This is a genomic window from Pseudomonas sp. KCJK8993, assembly GCF_046230915.1.
Classification (GTDB): Bacteria; Pseudomonadota; Gammaproteobacteria; order Pseudomonadales; family Pseudomonadaceae; genus Aquipseudomonas; species Aquipseudomonas piscis.
In genome coordinates this window covers 1-18,691 of the sequence record NZ_JBJJLO010000126.1, presented here as the reverse complement: position 1 = coordinate 18,691, position 18,691 = coordinate 1, and the positions used below count along the sequence as shown (strand labels likewise).

Here is an 18,691-nt window from a genome sequence, read left to right as displayed (position 1 = left end):
CCTGCTGCGGCCAAGGCGCCAGTGAAGGCCGCGGCCAAACCGGCAGCCAAGCCAGCGGCATCTTCGGCAGCCAAGCCTGCTGCCGCCAAACCTGCGGCCAAACCCGCAGCGAAGAAGCCAGCCGCCAAACCTGCTGCGGCCAAGCCAGCTACCAAGCCTGCCGTCGCCAAACCCGCCGCGGCCAAACCTGCTGCACCGGCCGCCAAGCCAGCAGCGGCAGCTCCAACTCCAGCGGCTGCGCCGGCTCCCGCCGCGACAAACACCCCGGTCGCCGCTCCAGCGACTCCGGCCGCCAGCACCCCCTCCAGCGCTTCCTAAGCGCTAGCCACCGCGGCGCGCAGCACCTGCAATGCGCCGCGGTCGGCGGCTCCGGCCACCAGTCCTTCCAGCCAATCGTCCAGGCTCTCGGCCTGGGCTGCGGGCCATTCCCGTACCTGCTCCTGTAGGCGCAACAGCAACCGGCGTTCGGCTTCCAGTTCCAGGGACTTGAGCTGCTCGCGCAGCATGCCCAGGTCGGCATCCGTGGTAGCCGCCGCGCGCCAGTCGATGCGCAACGCCCGCAGCGGTCCAACCACGTCTTGTTGCCATGGCCCGGCCAGCTCCATGAGGCGTGCCAGGCGCTGGCCATCGCACTTCACGCCGCGCCAGCCAAGCCAGGCACCGCAGAGCAGCAGGCAGACATCGGCGCCGCCGTCCTGCAAGCGCAGGCAGGCTTCCTGGACGCCGGGCAGGGCATAGGTCTTGAGGGAAAAACTCCACAGGTCCGAGGACATAGTGCTACTCGCGCCAGTTGCGAGCGAAGCTGGTAGACTCCGCCGCCATTATGATTCGACTTCAGAACCTGACTTTACAGCGTGGTCCGCAACGTCTGCTAGAAGACGCCGAGCTGACCCTGCACGCCGGCCAGAAAGCCGGCTTGATCGGTGCCAACGGTGCCGGCAAATCCAGCCTGTTCGCCTTGCTGCGCGGTGAGCTGCATCCGGATTCGGGTGACTGCTTCCTGCCCGCAGACTGGCGCATCGCCCACATGCGCCAGGAGGTCGATACCCTCGAGCGCCTGGCCGTGGACTATGTGCTCGATGGCGACCTGCGCCTGCGCGAGGTGCAGCGCGACCTGGCCGCCGCCGAGGCCGCCCAGGATGGTGCCGCCCAGGCCCGCCTGCACGCCGAGCTCGACAGCGCCGATGGCTATACCGCCGATGCCCGGGCGCGCAAGCTGCTGGCCGGGCTGGGGTTCACCAACGAACAGATGGATCGCCAGGTCGGTGACTTCTCCGGGGGCTGGCGGATGCGCCTGAACCTGGCCCAGGCCCTGATGTGCCCATCGGATCTGTTGCTGCTCGACGAGCCCACCAACCACCTGGACCTGGACGCGATCCTCTGGCTGGAAGACTGGCTCAAGGGCTACCCCGGTACCTTGCTACTGATCTCCCACGACCGCGATTTCCTCGACGCCGTGGTCGACCATGTGGCCCATGTCGAGCAGCGCAAGCTCACCCTCTATCGCGGTGGCTACAGTGCCTTCGAGCGTGCCCGGGCCGAGCGCCTGGCCCAGCAGCAGCAAGCCTACGAGAAGCAGCAGGCGCAGCGTGCGCACATGGAGAAGTACATCGCCCGCTTCAAGGCCCAGGCCACCAAGGCCCGCCAGGCCCAGAGCCGGATCAAGGCCCTGGAGCGCATGGAAGAGCTGTCGGCGGCCCACGTCGATTCGCCTTTCGACTTCGTGTTCCGTGAGTCGCAGAAGATCTCCAGCCCACTGCTCGACCTGTCCGAGGCGCGCCTGGGCTATGGCGACAAGACGGTGCTGGAGAAGGTCAAGCTGCAGCTCACTCCGGGAGCGCGGATCGGCCTGCTGGGCCCCAATGGTGCTGGCAAGTCGACCCTGATCAAGAACCTTTCCGGCGAGCTGGCGCCGCTGGCCGGGCGCCTGACCCGCGGCGAGAACACGGTGGTCGGCTACTTCGCCCAGCACCAGCTGGACTCCCTGGATTCCAAGGCCAGCCCGCTGCTGCACCTGCAGCGCCTGGCGCCCACCGAGCGCGAGCAGACCCTGCGCGACTTCCTCGGTGGCTTCGATTTCCGTGGCGAACGTGTCGACGAGCCGGTGCTGAACTTCTCCGGTGGCGAAAAGGCCCGCCTGGCCCTGGCGCTGATCGCCTGGGATCGGCCCAACCTGCTGCTGCTCGACGAACCGACCAACCACCTGGACCTGGAGATGCGCCTGGCCCTGACCATGGCCCTGCAAGAGTTCAGCGGTGCGGTACTGGTGGTCTCCCACGATCGCCACCTGCTCAAGAGCACCACCGACAACTTCCTGCTGGTGGCCGACGGCAAGGTCGAGGAGTTCGACGGCGACCTGGATGACTACGCCCGTTGGCTGGTGGACTACCGCCTGCGCAGCGCGCCGGCCAGCAGTGCGCCGGTGAACGCCGACAAGACCGACAAGAAGGCCCAGCGCCAGGCCGCCGCGGCCCTGCGCCAGCAACTGGCACCGCACAAGCGCGAGGCCGAGAAGCTCGAGGCGGAGCTGGGCAAGGTCCATGTTCGCTTGGCGCAGATCGAGGCCAGCCTTGGCGACAGCGAGTTGTATGAGGCGGCCCGCAAGGATGAGCTGCGCGATCTGCTGGCCGAGCAAGCCAAGCTCAAGACCCGCGAATCCGAGCTGGAAGAAGCCTGGATGGAAGCCCTGGAATTGTTGGAAAGCATGCAGGCGGAGCTGGAGGCGTTGTCCTGATGGAGACCCTGCAACTGCCGTTGCCGGCGCAGTGGATCGGCCCGTTGTGGCTTGGTGTGCAGATCCTGCTGATCCTCCTGGCGGGCTACCTGGCCCAGCGTTTCGTGGCCCGTGGCCTGACCCGCCTGGGCCAGCGCTATCCATTCCCGCCGCAGTTGCTGATGCCCCTGCGTGGGGGGCTGCGTTGGCTGATCATGGGCAGCGCGGTGATCTTCGTGCTGGAGCGCCTGGGCGTCTCGGCCACGGTGTTGTGGACCGCCCTGTCCGGTTTCGTCGCCGTGGCGGCCGTGGCGTTCTTCGCCATGTGGAGCGTGCTCTCCAACCTGCTGTGCGCGATCCTGATCTTCACCGTCGGCCCGTTTCGCCTGGGCGATGTGGTGGAGCTGGTGGATACCCTCGACAAGCCGGGAATCAAGGGCCGGGTGGTGGCCATCAACCTGCTCTACACCACCCTGATCGAACCTGAGGAGGCCGGTACCGGCAGCGCCATGGTACAGGTGCCCAACAGCCTGTTCTTCCAGCGCTCGGTGCGTCGTTGGCGTGGCACTGATGTACTGCCCGTGGGGCTCGACGAGACATAGCCGGCAATATCCCGTTCGCTGTAGACGCTGCGAGCGGCCGCGCACCAGGCGTGGCCCTTGACCGAACTCCTGCGGTGTTTGTCGCCGTTTGCGGCGGCCAGGCCCGCATCACTGCCCGATAAAAAAACATGGCCAGCCGCGGATCGGAGGATTAGCTTAGGCAGTCACGTCCAATTCGATCCGAGGTGTGCGATGGTGCTTGAGACATGGCTGGCGTTCTTCGCCGCCAGCTGGGTAATCAGTCTTTCTCCGGGAGCCGGCGCGATCGCGTCGATGTCCTGTGGCCTGCAATACGGCTTCTGGCGTGGTTACTGGAACGCCCTGGGACTGCAACTGGGCCTGGCCCTGCAGATCGCCATCGTCGCGGCGGGCGTCGGTGCGATCCTGGCGGCTTCCGCCACGGCCTTCTATGCCATCAAGTGGTTCGGCGTGGCCTACCTGGTGTACCTGGCGGTCAAGCAATGGCGCTCCATGCCCAGCGATCTTAGCGACGACGCAGCCCTGCGACCGATCGGCAAGCCCCTGGCCCTGGTGTTCCGCGGGTTCCTGGTGAACATCAGCAACCCCAAGGCGCTGGTGTTCATGTTGGCGGTATTGCCGCAGTTCATCGATCCCCACGCTCCCTTGCTCAAGCAGTACCTGATCCTCGGCGCCACCATGATCGTCGTCGACCTGATCGTCATGGCCGGCTACACCGGGCTGGCTTCCAAGGTCTTGCGCCTGTTGCGCACCCCGGTCCAGCAGCGACGCATGAACCGTACCTTCGCCGGTTTGTTCCTGGGCGCGGCGGGCTTGCTGGCGACCATCCGCAAGGCTGCGGTCTAGTTGTCCCGGCGATAAAAAGGCGACCTGAAGGTCGCCAGTCCGTTAGTCGAGGTGATCCCCTGTAGGAGCAGCCGGTCGACGCTCGATTGCTTGCGATGGTAGCGCGTGTTTACGGGATGAACGCAGCGCTCTGACGTCCATCGCGGGCAAGCCTCGCTCCTACCATTTGCTCAACTGACCGGCATTAACCCGAAGGACGCTTTTTCAGCTCGGCGCAGGATCATCGGCGCGCAGCGGCTGGTTGGTTTCCTGGAGCTCGCTATCGTGGCTGCGAAAGACCGATCAGCCGGCAAGCGGAGTGATTGCGCCGAGCGCAACCGTGGTGAGGGCACGGGATCCCATGGGGAGTTCTTCTTCCTTGAGTGAAACAGCCTGGCTGCCGCTCGGGTTGGACGCCCTCCTGGCAGGAAAGCTGCGCACCTGCCAAGGCCTCATTAAAAATATTTTTAAATAGCGAATCGCGATAGTTAAGGCGCGGTATTGCCAATGCTCAAACGCTTGGTCGGCGGTAGATGCCGACAGCTTGCGTTAACCCGGTGAAAACCCGTGTCGGTACCGTCGGCCTGGCCAGGATGCGGTGCAAGAAACAGCAATGGAGCAACCGCAGGGCTAGTGCTCGTGGACTGAAGATGTTTCAGGGGGCCAATAAACCTTGAGTGAAACTGATTGGAAGGGAACAATATGTTACTTCGTATTTCCCTTTGAGAATCATTCATGACTGCCCCTTCCCGTTTACTGGCGCTGCTGGTACTGCCGGTGCTGGTGTTCTGCAGCTCCAACCTCCTGGCCGATACCGTCGATGGCGCGCCCAAGGCCTTGCATTTGCTGGACTACATCGGCGCGGACTATCCGGCCACGGTGGCGGACGGCAAGGTCATCGATGAGTCCGAGTATCGTGAGCAGGTGGAGTTTCTCGGGGTCTTGCAGGGGTTGATCGCCGACTTGCCGGCCAAGCCGGAGAAGGCCGAGCTCGAGCAGGGCATCACCAGCCTGCGCAAGGCGGTCGCCGACCGTGTGGAGGGCAACCAGGTCGCCCATCTGGCGCGGCAGATGGGCGCCCGGCTGGCGGTGGCCTACGAGGTCAGCCAGGCCCCGGTCATCACCCCGGATCCTTCCCGTGGCGCGCCGTTGTACGCCCAGCACTGTTCGGTATGCCACGGCCAGCAAGGGGCCGGTGACGGCCCGGCGAGCCTGGGCATGACGCCGCCGCCGGCCAACCTGCGGGATACCGAGCGCCTGGATCGCCTGAGCCTGTACGCCATCTACAACACCCTGGGGCTGGGGGTGGAAGGCACCGACATGCCGTCCTTCGCCGATCAGCTGGATGATCGCCAGCGTTGGGACTTGGCGACCTATATCGCCGGTTTCAGCGCCGACCCGGCTGCGGCCAAGAGTGAACAAGGTTTCAACCTGGCCGATCTGGCCCGGCAGACCCCGGGCGAGGTCCTGGCCGCCCAGGGACCACAGGCCGCGGCGACTTTCCGGGCCCAGCGGGCCCAGCCACCGCAGGTCAAGCGCGGCCCGGGGCAACTGCTGGACTACACCGCCTCGACCCTGGACAAGAGCCTCGCGGCCTATCGCAACGGCGATCGTGAGCAGGCCTACGATCTTTCGGTGGCAGCGTACCTGGAAGGCTTCGAGCTGGTGGAAAGCTCCCTGGACAACGTCGACGCCGCCGTGCGCAAGGATACCGAGAAAGCCCTGATGGCCTACCGTCAGTCGCTGCAGGATGGGCTGGCGGTGGAACAGGCCGAGCAACGCCTGGACGCAGCCAAGGCCAAGCTCAAGGAGTCCGCGGGGCTGCTGGGCGGCGACAGCCTGAGCTGGTCCCTGAGCTTCATCTCCGGCTTGCTGATCCTGCTGCGCGAGGGCCTGGAGGCCATCCTGGTACTGGCGGCGATCCTCGCCTTCCTGCGCAACACCGGCCAGCAGTCGGCGGTGCGTAGCGTCAACGCCGGCTGGGGCCTGGCCCTGCTGGCCGGCCTGGGAACCTGGGCCCTGGCGGCCTATGTGATCGATGTCAGCGGTTCCCAGCGGGAGTTGTTGGAAGGCGCCACGGCGCTGTTCGCCAGCGTGATGGTGCTGTGGCTCGGGGTATGGATGCACGACCGCCGGCACGCGGCGGCCTGGCAGGACTACATCAAGAGCAGCCTGGTGGGCGGTGGCGGTCGCTTCGGGTTCGCGGTGCTGGCGTTCTTCTCGGTCTACCGCGAGCTGTTCGAAGTGATCCTGTTCTACGAGACCCTGTGGCTGCAGGCCGGCCCAGCCGGGCACAACGCGGTGCTGGCCGGTGGCGGCACCGCCCTGCTGCTGCTGGTGGGCCTGGCCTGGGTGATCCTGCGGGGTTCGGCCAAGCTGCCCCTGGCGCTGTTCTTCAGCATCAACGCCGCATTGCTGTGCGCCTTGTCGGTGGTCTTCGCCGGCCATGGCGTGAAGGCGCTGCAAGAAGCGGGGATCTTCGGTACCCGGCCGGTGCCGTTCTTCGACTTCGACTGGCTGGGCATCCATGCCGACGCCTACTCGCTGGGGGCCCAGGTCGTGGCGATCGTGGCGATCGCGGTGCTCTACAGCCGCAGCCGGATGAGCGAGAAGCGCCGCCTGCAGGCTTCCTGAACCGAGGCCTGGCCCTCGCGGGCAAGTCGCTCCTACAGCGGCTTGCCCGTTTTGCATTGTGTAAGGAGAAGATTCGATGCGTGTCTGGATCGATGCCGACGCTTGTCCCAAGGCGGCCAAGGAGCAAGTGGTGCGCTTTGCCCTCAAGCGCCAGTTCGAGGTGCTGCTGGTAGCAGGGCAGCCGCAGATCAAGCCGCCGTTCGCCTGCGTCAAGCTCATCGTGGTGCCCAGTGGCCCGGATGCCGCGGACGACTACCTGGTGGAGCACGCGGTGCCTGGCGAGCTGGTGATCTGCAGCGACGTGCCCTTGGCCGACCGGCTGGTGAAAAAGGGCGTGGCGGCCCTCGACCCACGGGGCAAGGAGTTCGATGCACAGAACATGGGCGAGCGCCTGGCGGTACGCAACCTGTTCACCGACCTGCGGGAGCAAGGCCAGGTCAGCGGCGGGCAAGCGCCCTATGGCGATCGGGAGAAGCAGGCGTTCGCCAATGCCCTGGACCGGATCCTGACCAGGTTGGCGCGCCAGGGCTGATGCGGCGGGGGAGCAAGCGCTCCCCGGCCATTGGCGTAGTTGTTACTGCTGGCCTTCGTGGGTCAGTTCCAGTACCCGGTCCACCAGCTTGTTGATGCCGGCGGCGGCCTGGCTGATGGACTGCGCCAGCATGTAGGCCGGAGTGGTCACCAGCTTGCGGGCCTTGTCCTCGATGATCTCGTCCACCGCGCATTCGGCGTGCTCGGCGCCCATCTTGCCCAGGGCGGCGGCGGTGTCGGCATCGTTGCCGATGGTGCACGTCACGCCGGGGCCATAGATCTTCGCGGCCATGGCCGGGGCGATGCACATCAGGCCCACCGGCTTGCCGGCTTCGGCAAAGGCTTCGGCCAGGGCCAGGACATCGGCCTGGACCGAGCAGGCCGCGCCTTCAGTGGCGAAGCTGGAGAGGTTCTTGGCGGCGCCGAAGCCCCCGGGAACGATCAGCGCGTCGAAGTCCTCGGCCTTGGCCTCGCGCAGGTCCTTGACCTCGCCGCGGGCGATGCGCGCCGATTCCACCAGGACGTTGCGGGCCTCGGGCATGGTGTCCCCGGTCAGGTGGTTGAGCACGTGCATCTGCGGGATGTCCGGTGCGAAACACTGCACCTGGGCGCCACGCTGGTCGAGGCGCAGCAGGGTGATCACGCTTTCATGGATCTCGGCGCCGTCGAAGACTCCGCAACCGGAAAGGATCACTGCAACTTTTTTGCTCATGGGGTTTCTCCAGGGTCATCGCGCTAAATGTCCGGCAGTTTGTCACCAGTCGCCGCAGAGGGGTATCACGATCGGGCCGGGATTTTTCCGGGCGCGTCGAGCTGCGGCCATGCAATCTTGGAAAACCGTTGGGTGCGCGAGTTCAGGCGTTCGAGGATAGGGTGGTTCGAGAGGAGTCGAGAATCGCGGCGCCCATGCCCGGACGCCGCGTAGGGGCCGCTTACTCGGCCGGCTTGTTGTGCTGCCCGGCTTGTTCGGCTTCGTAGATCTGCTTGGCCAGGCGGGCATTCTTGAAACGCCGCCGCAGCCACAGGCACAAGCCCAGTACCAGCAGGGCGCCCAGGACCCACAGCTCGTACTTCTTGATGCTGCCGAGCATGCCTTCCATGACGGCGCCGAAGTGGAAGGCTGCCTGCGCCAGGGCCACGGCCCAGATCGCCGCGCCAATGCCGTTGAGCAGCAGGTAGCGTCCTGGCGGATAGCCGGACAGGCCAATGGCCACCGGCATCACGGTGCGCAGGCCGTAGACGAAGCGGAAGCTCAACACCCAGATGTCCGGGTGCTTGCGAATGTGCTCCAGTGCCCGATCGCCCATCATCTGCCAGCGCGGCCTGCGCGCCAGCAACTTGCGGCCATGCTTGCGCCCCAGGAAGTACCACAGCTGGTCACCGGCATAGCTGCCGAAGAAGGCAACCACCATCACCAGGTTGATATCCATGTATCCACGGAACGCGAGAAACCCGGCTAGAACCAGAATGGTCTCGCCTTCGAAGAACGTGCCGAGAAAGAGGGCGAAGTAGCCGAAATCCTGAAGAAATTGTTGGAGCATTGTCTGGATGCTGGCGAAATGAACGCGCAGCCTACCCCTTCGACGGCGTTGGGGAAAGTATCGAAATGTGTCTCGACGTGAACATTTCCCCTCAATGACAATGTGTGTTGCTGTCGGTCAACAGCTTGAGCATAACCGTCATCTGTTCGTCATAATGCCCGCTTATAACTGTCACGCTCGCCCGCCAGCGCGGGCCATGGAGTCCGTCGTGAGCTTTACTCCCGCCAATCGCCTGTTTCCGGCCACTCGTCTGCGGCGTAACCGTCGCGATGATTTTTCCCGACGTCTGGTGCGCGAGAATCGCTTGAGCGTGGACGACCTGATCCTGCCGGTGTTCGTGCTCGACGGCGAGAATCGCCGTGAGGCGGTGGCCTCGATGCCCGGGGTCGAGCGCCTGAGCGTCGACCTGCTGCTGGAAGAGGCGGCGCACTGGGTCGAGCTGGGGATTCCCGCCCTGGCCCTGTTCCCGGTGACGCCCGGGGAACTCAAGTCCCTGGACGCTGCCGAAGCCTGGAACCCGAATGGCATCGCCCAGCGTGCCACCCGCGCCTTGCGCGAACGCTTCCCACACCTCGGGGTGATCACCGACGTCGCCCTGGACCCGTTCACCACCCACGGCCAGGACGGCATTCTCGATGCGCAGGGCTACGTGCAGAACGACGTCACCGTCGATGCCCTGGTGCGCCAGGCCCTGTCCCACGCCGAAGCCGGCGCCCAGGTGGTGGCACCCTCGGACATGATGGACGGTCGCGTCCAGGCGATCCGCGAAGCGCTGGAGCTGGCGGGCCATGTCAACGTGCGGATCATGGCCTATTCGGCCAAGTACGCCAGCGCCTACTACGGGCCTTTCCGCGATGCGGTGGGGTCGGCGCTGAACCTGGGCAAGGCCGACAAGGCCTCGTACCAGATGGACCCGGCCAATGCCGAGGAAGCCCTGCATGAAGTGGCGGCGGACCTGGCCGAAGGCGCGGACATGGTCATGGTCAAGCCGGGGATGCCTTACCTGGACATCCTCTGGCGGGTCAAGGACGCCTTCAAGGTGCCGACCTTCGTCTACCAGGTCAGCGGCGAGTACGCCATGCACATGGCGGCGATCCAGAATGGGTGGTTGGCCGAGGGGGTCGTTCTCGAGTCCCTGACTGCTTTTAAACGTGCAGGTGCCGATGGCATCCTGACTTACTTTGCCGTTCGTGCTGCTCAATTGTTACGAGAGCAAAAATAGCCCTCCCAGGAACACGCGATGAATACCGAAGGACTCACAGAAGTTGCCGTAAAAGAAGCCCAGCCAGTGGTCGAGCAAGTAGCCGAGACCCCGCCGGAGCTGGAGCCCGTTCCCGCGGCCCCGGCCACCGAGGCGCAACCGGTGCCAGCCATCGTCATCCCCAACCTGGACGACAGCAGCCTGTACATCCACCGCGAGCTGTCGCAACTGCAGTTCAATATCCGCGTGCTGGAGCAGGCGCTGGACGAGTCCTATCCACTGCTGGAGCGCCTGAAGTTCCTGCTGATCTTCTCCAGCAACCTGGACGAGTTCTTCGAGATCCGGGTCGCCGGCCTGAAGAAGCAGATCACCTTCGCCCGTGAGCAGGCTGGCGCCGACGGCCTGCAACCGCACCAGGCGCTGGCACGCATCAGCGACCTGGTGCACGGTCATGTGGATCGCCAGTACGCGATCCTCAACGACATCCTGTTGCCGGAGCTGGAGAAGCACCAGATCCGCTTCATCCGCCGCCGCTACTGGACCGCCAAGCTCAAGACCTGGGTCCGTCGCTACTTTCGCGACGAGATCGCGCCTATCATCACCCCCATCGGCCTGGACCCGACGCACCCCTTCCCGCTGCTGGTGAACAAGAGCCTGAACTTCATCGTCGAGCTGGAAGGCATCGACGCCTTCGGCCGCGACTCGGGCCTGGCGATCATCCCGGCCCCGCGCCTGTTGCCGCGGATCATCCGGGTTCCGGAAGAGGTGGGCGGCCCTGGCGACAACTATGTGTTCCTGTCGTCGATGATCCATGCCCATGCCGATGACCTGTTCCAGGGCATGAAGGTAAAAGGCTGCTATCAGTTCCGCCTGACTCGAAACGCCGACCTGGCACTGGATTCCGAGGACGTCGAGGACCTGGCCCGTGCCCTGCGCGGCGAGCTGTTCTCCCGCCGCTACGGCGACGCGGTGCGCCTGGAAGTGGCCGATACCTGCCCCAAGCACCTGTCGGACTACCTGCTCAAGCAGTTCAACTTGCACGAGACCGAGCTCTACCAGGTCAATGGCCCGGTGAACCTCACGCGCCTGTTCAGCATCACCGGCCTGGACAGCCATCCGGAGCTGCAGCACCCGCCGTTCACCCCGCAGATTCCCAAGCTGCTGCAGAACAGCGAGAACATCTTCAGCGTCATCAGCAAGCAGGACATCCTGCTGCTGCATCCCTTCGAGTCCTTCACCCCGGTGATCGACCTGCTGCGCCAGGCCGCCAAGGATCCCCACGTGCTGGCGGTGCGCCAGACCCTGTACCGCTCCGGCGCCAACTCGGAGATCGTCGACGCCCTGGTGGATGCGGCGCGCAACGGCAAGGAGGTCACCGCGGTGATCGAACTGCGCGCGCGCTTCGACGAGGAGTCCAACCTGCAGATGGCCAGCCGCCTGCAAGCGGCCGGCGCGGTGGTGATCTATGGCGTGGTGGGCTTCAAGACCCACGCCAAGATGATGCTGATCCTGCGGCGCGAGCAGGGCGAGATCGTGCGTTATGCGCACCTGGGGACGGGTAACTACCACGCGGCCAACGCCCGCCTGTATACCGACTACAGCCTGCTGACTTCCGACGATGCCTTGTGCGAGGACGTCGGCAAGCTGTTCAGCCAGCTGATCGGCATGGGCAAGACCCTGCGCATGAAGAAGCTCATGCATGCGCCGTTCACCCTGAAGAAGGGCATGCTCGACATGATCGCCCGGGAGACCCAGTTCGCCCTGGACGGCAAGCCGGCGCACATCATCGCCAAGTTCAACTCGCTGACCGATCCGAAGATCATCCGCGCGCTGTACAAGGCCAGCCAGTCCGGCGTGCGCATCGACCTGGTGGTGCGTGGCATGTGCTGCCTGCGTCCGGGGATCGCCGGGGTGTCGCACAACATCCACGTGCGCTCGATCATCGGGCGCTTCCTGGAGCACACCCGGGTGTTCTACTTCCTCAACGGCGGCGAGGAGCAGATGTTCCTGTCCAGTGCCGACTGGATGGAGCGCAACCTCGACAAACGGGTCGAGACCTGCTTCCCGGTGGAGGGCAAGAAGCTGATCCTGCGGGTCAAGAAGGAGCTGGAGAGTTATCTCACCGATAACACCCACAGCTGGAGCCTGCAGTCCGACGGGCGCTATGTGCGCAACACGCCGACCGGCAACCAGAACCCGCGCAGTGCCCAGGCTACCTTGCTGGAGCGCCTTGGCAGCCCGGTGTTGCCGGTGCGCTAGGTTCAGCCGGCGCCAATGCAAAAGGCCAGCCCGAGTGCTCGGGCTGGCCTTTTTGTTTGCCCGGCGCTGGGCTCAGCTGACGTTGAGTACGATGCCGACCCGGGTCAGCCACTCGGCCTCGAGGGCGAAGTCCGCCTGGGTCAGCTGGTTTTCATCCAGCCAGTTGGCCGGGAACTTCACGTCCAGCTGGTCGCCGTTGGCGCTGAGCTGCACCTGGGGCATCTGCTGGGTACCGCGGATATGGTGGAACAGGATGGCGAAGCGTAGCAGCACGCAGAGGCGGATCAGCTTGATGCCGTCGTCGCCGAACTCGGCGAACTTCTCCTTGGGAATGTTGCGCCGGTGACCGCGTACCAGCAGGGCCAGCATTTGCTGGTCCTCGCGGGAGAAGCCAGCCAGGTCCGAGTGTTCGATCAGGTAGGCGCCGTGCTTGTGGTAGTGGTAGTGGGCGATGTCCAGGCCCACTTCATGCACCTTGGCGGCCCAGCCCAGCAGCTCGCGCCAGATGCCGTCTTCCAGGTCCCAGTCGGCCGCCACCTGGTCGAAGGAGCGCAAGGCCTTGCCTTCGACCCGCGAAGCCTGTTCCAGGTCCACGTGGTAGCGCTCCATCAGCGAGCCCAAGGTGCGTTCGCGGACGTCTTCATGGTGATGACGGCCCAGCAGGTCGTAGAGCACGCCTTCGCGCAGGGCGCCTTCGCAGTGATCCATGCGCTGCAATTCCAGGGCATCGAAGATCGCCTCGAGGATCGCCAGGCCGGCCGGGAAGATGGCCCGGCGGTCGGGCTTGATGCCTTCGAAGTCGATCTTGTCGACGTCGCCGAGCTTGAACAGCTTGCGCTTGAGCCAGGCCAGGCCTTCGACGTTGATTTCGCCGCTGCCCTGGCCGCCGGCCTTGAGGGCCAGGCCGATGGCGCGAATGGTGCCGGAGGAGCCGATGGCTTCATCCCAGGTCAGGCGATGCAGCGCATGTTCGATGCTCATGATTTCCAGGCGTGCGGCGGTATAGGCCTGGGCATAGCGGGCCGGGGTGATCTTGCCGTCGCGGAAATAGCGTTGGGTGAAGCTCACACAGCCCATCTGCAGGCTTTCGCGCAGCAGGGGCTCGAAGCGCTGGCCAATGATGAACTCGGTACTGCCGCCGCCGATGTCGGCCACCAGGCGCTTGCCGGGGGTGTCGGCGAGGGTATGGGAAACCCCGAGGTAGATCAGGCGCGCTTCTTCACGCCCGGAGATGACCTCCACCGGGTGACCGAGGATCTCCTCGGCCCGGCGAATGAACTCGCCGCGGTTGCGGGCTTCGCGCAGGGCGTTGGTGCCGACGATGCGCACGGTGCCCTGGGGCATGCCGTTGATCAGCTGGGCGAAACGCTTGAGGCAGTCGAGCCCGCGCTGCATGGATTCTTCGTTGAGCTGGCGCTCTTCATTGATGCCGGCAGCTAGCTGAACCTTTTCACCCAACCGCTCGAGAATGCGGATTTCACCGTTCCGGGCCTTGGCCACGACCATGTGAAAGCTGTTGGAGCCCAGATCGATCGCGGCGATCAGGGACAGATTCTTGGCTTGGGATTGGGGCATGGCTGGGGGTCTCGGTCGATAACCTCGCCATCCTGCCACGATCAACGGCTCGCGCCAACGCGCAGTGGCCAATGCGTTGACGCATCGCATGAAACCCTGCACCAGCCGATATTCCCGGATGCGCCATGAGGGACTTGAGCGCGCTGGTGCTACCGCTCATCCGGTCGATATCCGCGCGCAGGAATGTCCGGGGAGCGCCTGGAATGCGCCGAAAGGCACATATGACGGCCTCGACGACATTAATAGGAGATGCCGCACGAAGATGTCTCGGCTTTTATAGGCAGGCGCGGAATTCTCGCTTTGCGCCGGGCTGAGCTATACCCAAACTCAAGGGGCACCATAGTGAGAGTCAATCAGCTGCGGCTTCCTGAACGCAGGAAGGGCAGATATGATGGGCCACGTTTTTTTGCTTACAACCTGGAGAATTCCATGAGCAGCGATCTCATCAAACACGTCAGCGACGCCAGCTTCGAGACCGATGTACTCAAGGCCGAGGGCGCTGTACTGGTCGACTACTGGGCTGAGTGGTGCGGTCCATGCAAAATGATCGCTCCGGTTCTGGACGAAATTGCCGAGACCTACAAGGGCAAGCTCACCGTTGCCAAACTGAACATCGACGAGAACCAGGAAACCCCGGCCAAGCATGGCGTACGTGGTATCCCGACCCTGATGTTGTTCAAGAACGGTAACGTCGAAGCCACCAAGGTCGGTGCGCTGTCGAAGTCGCAACTGGCGGCTTTCCTCGACGCCAACATCTGAACCTGGGTTTCAGCATGTTAGAAAAGGCCCCGCAAAATGCGGGGCTTTTTCGTAATTGAGGGCTAGACGCTCCGAAACTCAGGTGTTACATTCGGCCCCGCACTGGTTTCTCCAATGCCCCCTGCAAGCCGTCGCCGACGCTCTCCTTTTCGAATAAGTACGCGATCCTGTCGCCTTCTCCGCGGCGCGGCCTCATTAAGCCAAAAGCTTAATTTCCCCCTCTATAAATGATTACGTCATTCCTATATGAATCTGACTGAACTCAAGCAAAAGCCGATTACCGAACTGCTCGAATTGGCCGAACAGATGGGCATAGAAAATATGGCCCGTTCGCGCAAGCAGGACGTGATTTTCTCCCTGCTGAAAAAGCACGCGAAAAGCGGTGAGGAAATCTCCGGTGATGGCGTGCTGGAGATCCTCCAGGACGGCTTCGGCTTCCTTCGCTCCTCCGATGCCTCCTACCTGGCCGGGCCGGACGATATCTATGTGTCGCCAAGCCAGATCCGTCGCTTCAACTTGCGCACCGGTGACACCATCGTTGGCAAGATCCGCCCTCCGAAGGAAGGCGAGCGCTACTTCGCGCTGCTCAAGGTCGATACCATCAACTACGACCGCCCCGAGAACGCCAAGAACAAGATCCTGTTCGAGAACTTGACCCCGCTGTTCCCCAACGATCGCCTGAAGATGGAGGCCGGCAACGGCTCCACCGAAGACCTCACCGGCCGTGTCATCGACCTGTGCGCCCCGATCGGCAAGGGCCAGCGCGGCCTGATCGTCGCTCCGCCGAAAGCGGGTAAAACGATCATGCTGCAGAACATCGCGGCCAACATCACCCGCAACAACCCCGAGTGCCACCTGATCGTCCTGCTGATCGACGAGCGTCCGGAAGAAGTGACCGAGATGCAGCGCACCGTGCGCGGCGAAGTGGTTGCCTCCACCTTCGATGAGCCGCCAACCCGCCACGTGCAAGTGGCCGAGATGGTGATCGAGAAGGCCAAGCGCCTGGTCGAGCACAAGAAGGACGTGGTGATCCTGCTGGACTCCATCACCCGCCTGGCCCGTGCCTACAACACCGTGATCCCGAGCTCTGGCAAGGTCCTGACCGGTGGTGTCGATGCCCACGCCCTGGAGAAACCCAAGCGTTTCTTCGGCGCCGCGCGGAACATCGAGGAAGGCGGCTCGCTGACCATCATCGCCACCGCGCTGGTCGAGACCGGCTCGAAGATGGACGAAGTGATCTACGAAGAGTTCAAGGGTACCGGCAACATGGAACTGCCCCTGGACCGTCGCATCGCCGAGAAGCGCGTATTCCCGGCCATCAACATCAACAAGTCCGGTACCCGCCGCGAAGAGCTGCTGACGGCCGACGACGAGCTGCAGCGCATGTGGATCCTGCGCAAGCTGCTGCATCCGATGGATGAAGTCGCTGCCATCGAGTTCCTGGTCGACAAGCTGAAGCAGACCAAGACCAACGATGAATTCTTCCTGTCGATGAAGCGCAAGTAACATCGGCGGGTCGAGCGAAAGCCGGGGCAACCCGGCTTTTTGCTGTCTGCACTTTGGCCATTGCGGCCTGAACGGCGCTACACTCTGCACCCCGACCGATACGGCCAACACGAGGCTCTTGCATGCAGTATCGCGATTTGCGCGACTTCATTCGTGGCCTGGAACAGCGCGGTGAACTCAAGCGCATCCAGGTTCCCATCTCTCCTGTCCTGGAAATGACCGAAGTCTGCGACCGCACCCTGCGCGCCAAGGGCCCGGCGCTGCTGTTCGAAAAACCCACGGGTTTCGACATCCCGGTGCTGGGCAACCTGTTCGGCACCCCCGAGCGGGTGGCCATGGGCATGGGCGCCGAGTCCACCGATGAATTGCGCGAGATCGGCAAGCTGCTGGCCTTCCTCAAGGAGCCCGAGCCGCCCAAGGGCCTGAAGGATGCCTGGTCCAAACTGCCGATCTTCAAGAAGGTCGTGTCGATGGCGCCGAAGGTAGTCAAGGACGCGGTGTGCCAGGAGGTGGTGGTCGAGGGCGACGATGTCGACCTTTCGCAGTTGCCGATCCAGCATTGCTGGCCGGGCGACGTGGCGCCACTGATCACCTGGGGCCTGACGGTGACCCGCGGACCGAACAAGGACCGGCAAAACCTGGGCATCTATCGGCAACAGGTGATTGGGCGCAACAAGGTGATCATGCGCTGGTTGAGCCACCGTGGCGGCGCGCTGGATTACCGCGAGTGGTGCGAAAAGCACCCGGGCCAGCCGTTCCCGGTCTCCGTGGCCCTGGGGGCCGACCCGGCCACCATCCTCGGCGCCGTGACCCCGGTGCCGGACACGCTCTCCGAGTACGCCTTCGCCGGCCTGCTGCGGGGTAACCGCACCGAGCTGGTGAAGTGCCGTGGCAATGACCTGCAGGTCCCGGCTACCGCCGAGATCATCCTCGAGGGCGTGATCCATCCGGGTGAAACGGCCCCGGAAGGCCCCTACGGCGACCACACCGGCTACTACAACGAAGTGGACAGCTTCCCGGTGTTCACCGTGGAACGCATCACCCATCGCACCAAGCCGATCTACCACAGCACCTACACCGGGCGTCCGCCGGATGAGCCGGCGATCCTCGGCGTGGCGCTGAACGAAGTGTTCGTGCCGATCCTGCAGAAGCAATTCCCGGAGATCACCGACTTCTACCTGCCGCCCGAGGGCTGCTCGTACCGCATGGCGGTGGTGACCATGAAGAAGCAGTATCCGGGGCACGCCAAGCGCGTAATGCTCGGCGTGTGGTCGTTCCTGCGACAGTTCATGTACACCAAGTTCGTTATCGTCACCGACGACGATATCAACGCCAGGGACTGGAACGACGTGATCTGGGCCATCACCACGCGCATGGATCCCAAGCGCGACACGGTGATGATCGACAACACCCCGATCGACTACCTCGACTTCGCCTCGCCGGTATCCGGCCTGGGCTCGAAGATGGGGCTGGACGCCACTCACAAGTGGCCTGGAGAAACCACCAGAGAGTGGGGGCGGGTCATCGTCAAGGATGAGGCGGTCACCCGCCGGATCGATGCCATCTGGAATCAATTAGGAATAGATTGATGCGTGTAACCTTGCAGCCCTCCGGAGCAGTGCTAGAGACACTGCCCGGCGAGCGTATTCTCGATGCGGCGAGGCGCCTGGGCTATGACTGCCCCCAGAGTTGCCGTAATGGCAACTGCCACGTCTGCGCCGCCCTGTTGGTGGAAGGCAGTGTGCGGCAGGCCGGCGATGTGCGTGACCACGGCGAGCTCTACACTTGTATCGCGGAGCCGCTGCAAGATTGCATAGTGTTGTGGGACGGCGTCCTTGCGCTGGGAGAGTTGCCGGTGCGCAGCCTGTCGTGTCAGCTCGTTGAATGCCTGGAAGTCGGCGGTGATGTCTGGCGTGTCCGGCTGCGGGCGCCGGCGGGCAAGCCACCGCGCTACCACGCCGGCCAATATTTGCTGCTGGAGCGGGACAACGGCGAGAAGTCGGCGTTTTCCCTGGCCTCGGCGCCTCACTGCGGGCGTGAACTGGAGCTGCATGTGCTGGCCCGGGAAAACAGCGCGCAAAGCCTGATGGAACAACTGCAGCGCAACGGCATGGCACGGGTCGAGCTGCCGTTTGGCGACACCCACCTGGCCGAGCTGCCCGATGGCCCGCTGGTGCTGATCGCCGCCGGTACCGGCATGGCGCAGATGCACAGCCTGATCGAGCATTGCCGGGCCAAGGGTTTCAAGCACCCGGTGCACCTGTACTGGGGGGTACGCCGGCCCGAGGACTTCTACCAGCTGGAGCACTGGGATCAGTGGCAGCAACTGCCCAACCTCTACCTGCACAAGGTGGTCAGCGACCTGTGTGGCTGGGAAGGGCGCTGCGGCATGCTGCATGAGGCCGTGCGCGAGGACATCGACGACCTGTCGTCGGTGCATGTCTATGCCAGCGGTTCGCCGGCAATGATCTATGCCACCCTCGACGCCCTGGTGAGCGCCGGCATGGACGCCCACCAGATGCGCGCGGATGTATTCGCCTACGCCCCGCGTTCCTGATCCTGCCGA

The 18,691-nt window shown here is 64.2% G+C and carries 15 protein-coding genes; 11 read left to right on the top strand and 4 right to left on the bottom strand.

Annotated elements, in window-relative coordinates; translation table 11 throughout:
* Positions 1-314 precede the first annotated feature (314 nt).
* Positions 315-773 carry a TIGR02444 family protein gene (locus tag ACK6AU_RS27515; RefSeq protein WP_409302646.1) on the bottom strand — a complete coding sequence of 153 codons (459 nt, stop codon included), beginning with the start codon at positions 771-773 and terminating at the stop codon, positions 315-317.
* Positions 774-823: 50 nt separating this feature from the next.
* Here ACK6AU_RS27515 and ACK6AU_RS27510 point away from each other — a divergent pair, with 50 nt between their 5' ends.
* The 5 genes from ACK6AU_RS27510 to ACK6AU_RS27490 all read left to right on the top strand — a co-directional run bounded on the left by ACK6AU_RS27510 (position 824) and on the right by ACK6AU_RS27490 (position 7,285).
* Entirely contained in the window at positions 824-2,734 is a 1,911-nt protein-coding gene (locus ACK6AU_RS27510; protein WP_409302644.1) for an ATP-binding cassette domain-containing protein, read from the top strand.
* A complete protein-coding gene (locus ACK6AU_RS27505; RefSeq protein WP_022641777.1) occupies positions 2,734-3,315 on the top strand; it encodes a mechanosensitive ion channel family protein in 582 nt (193 codons plus the stop codon). Before ACK6AU_RS27510 ends, ACK6AU_RS27505 begins: the two co-directional genes overlap by 1 nt.
* Positions 3,316-3,507: 192 nt before the next feature.
* On the top strand, positions 3,508-4,140 hold the full coding sequence (locus tag ACK6AU_RS27500; RefSeq protein ID WP_185696938.1) for a LysE family transporter: 633 nt from the start codon (positions 3,508-3,510) through the stop codon (positions 4,138-4,140).
* 714 nt (positions 4,141-4,854) lie between these two features.
* A complete protein-coding gene (locus ACK6AU_RS27495; RefSeq protein WP_409302641.1) occupies positions 4,855-6,753 on the top strand; it encodes an FTR1 family protein in 1,899 nt (632 codons plus the stop codon).
* Positions 6,754-6,829: 76 nt separating this feature from the next.
* The gene (locus ACK6AU_RS27490; RefSeq protein WP_022641771.1) at positions 6,830-7,285 is read left to right on the top strand and encodes a YaiI/YqxD family protein; all 456 of its coding nucleotides are present in this window, start codon (positions 6,830-6,832) and stop codon (positions 7,283-7,285) included.
* Positions 7,286-7,327: 42 nt separating this feature from the next.
* On the opposite strand, the gene elbB is transcribed toward ACK6AU_RS27490, so the two are convergent.
* Entirely contained in the window at positions 7,328-7,996 is a 669-nt protein-coding gene (gene elbB, locus ACK6AU_RS27485) for an isoprenoid biosynthesis glyoxalase ElbB (RefSeq protein WP_185696940.1), read from the bottom strand.
* 220 nt (positions 7,997-8,216) lie between these two features.
* Positions 8,217-8,825, bottom strand: a complete 609-nt coding sequence (locus ACK6AU_RS27480; RefSeq protein ID WP_185696941.1) for a DedA family protein — start codon at positions 8,823-8,825, stop codon at positions 8,217-8,219.
* A gap of 208 nt (positions 8,826-9,033) precedes the next feature.
* Here ACK6AU_RS27480 and hemB point away from each other — a divergent pair, with 208 nt between their 5' ends.
* Entirely contained in the window at positions 9,034-10,047 is a 1,014-nt protein-coding gene (hemB, locus tag ACK6AU_RS27475; protein ID WP_185696942.1) for a porphobilinogen synthase, read from the top strand.
* An 18-nt stretch (positions 10,048-10,065) separates the two neighbouring features.
* Entirely contained in the window at positions 10,066-12,285 is a 2,220-nt protein-coding gene (gene ppk1, locus ACK6AU_RS27470) for a polyphosphate kinase 1 (protein ID WP_185696943.1), read from the top strand.
* A gap of 72 nt (positions 12,286-12,357) precedes the next feature.
* Here the strand turns inward: ppk1 and ppx are convergent, their stop codons facing one another.
* Entirely contained in the window at positions 12,358-13,860 is a 1,503-nt protein-coding gene (gene ppx / locus ACK6AU_RS27465; protein ID WP_053133736.1) for an exopolyphosphatase, read from the bottom strand.
* A gap of 429 nt (positions 13,861-14,289) precedes the next feature.
* On the opposite strand from ppx, the gene trxA reads away from it, so the two are divergent.
* The 4 genes from trxA (at position 14,290) to ACK6AU_RS27445 (ending at position 18,682) form a co-directional block, all read left to right on the top strand.
* Positions 14,290-14,619 carry a thioredoxin TrxA gene (gene trxA / locus ACK6AU_RS27460; RefSeq protein WP_044465682.1) on the top strand — a complete coding sequence of 110 codons (330 nt, stop codon included), beginning with the start codon at positions 14,290-14,292 and terminating at the stop codon, positions 14,617-14,619.
* A gap of 246 nt (positions 14,620-14,865) precedes the next feature.
* Positions 14,866-16,125, top strand: coding sequence for a transcription termination factor Rho (gene rho, locus ACK6AU_RS27455; RefSeq protein ID WP_022641764.1), 1,260 nt, complete (start codon positions 14,866-14,868; stop codon positions 16,123-16,125).
* 122 nt (positions 16,126-16,247) lie between these two features.
* The gene (gene ubiD / locus ACK6AU_RS27450) at positions 16,248-17,714 is read left to right on the top strand and encodes a 4-hydroxy-3-polyprenylbenzoate decarboxylase (RefSeq protein WP_185696944.1); all 1,467 of its coding nucleotides are present in this window, start codon (positions 16,248-16,250) and stop codon (positions 17,712-17,714) included.
* Positions 17,714-18,682 (top strand): CDP-6-deoxy-delta-3,4-glucoseen reductase, encoded by a 969-nt coding sequence (locus ACK6AU_RS27445; RefSeq protein ID WP_185696945.1) that lies wholly within the window; start codon positions 17,714-17,716, stop codon positions 18,680-18,682. Before ubiD ends, ACK6AU_RS27445 begins: the two co-directional genes overlap by 1 nt.
* The last annotated feature ends 9 nt before the right edge of the window (positions 18,683-18,691 follow it).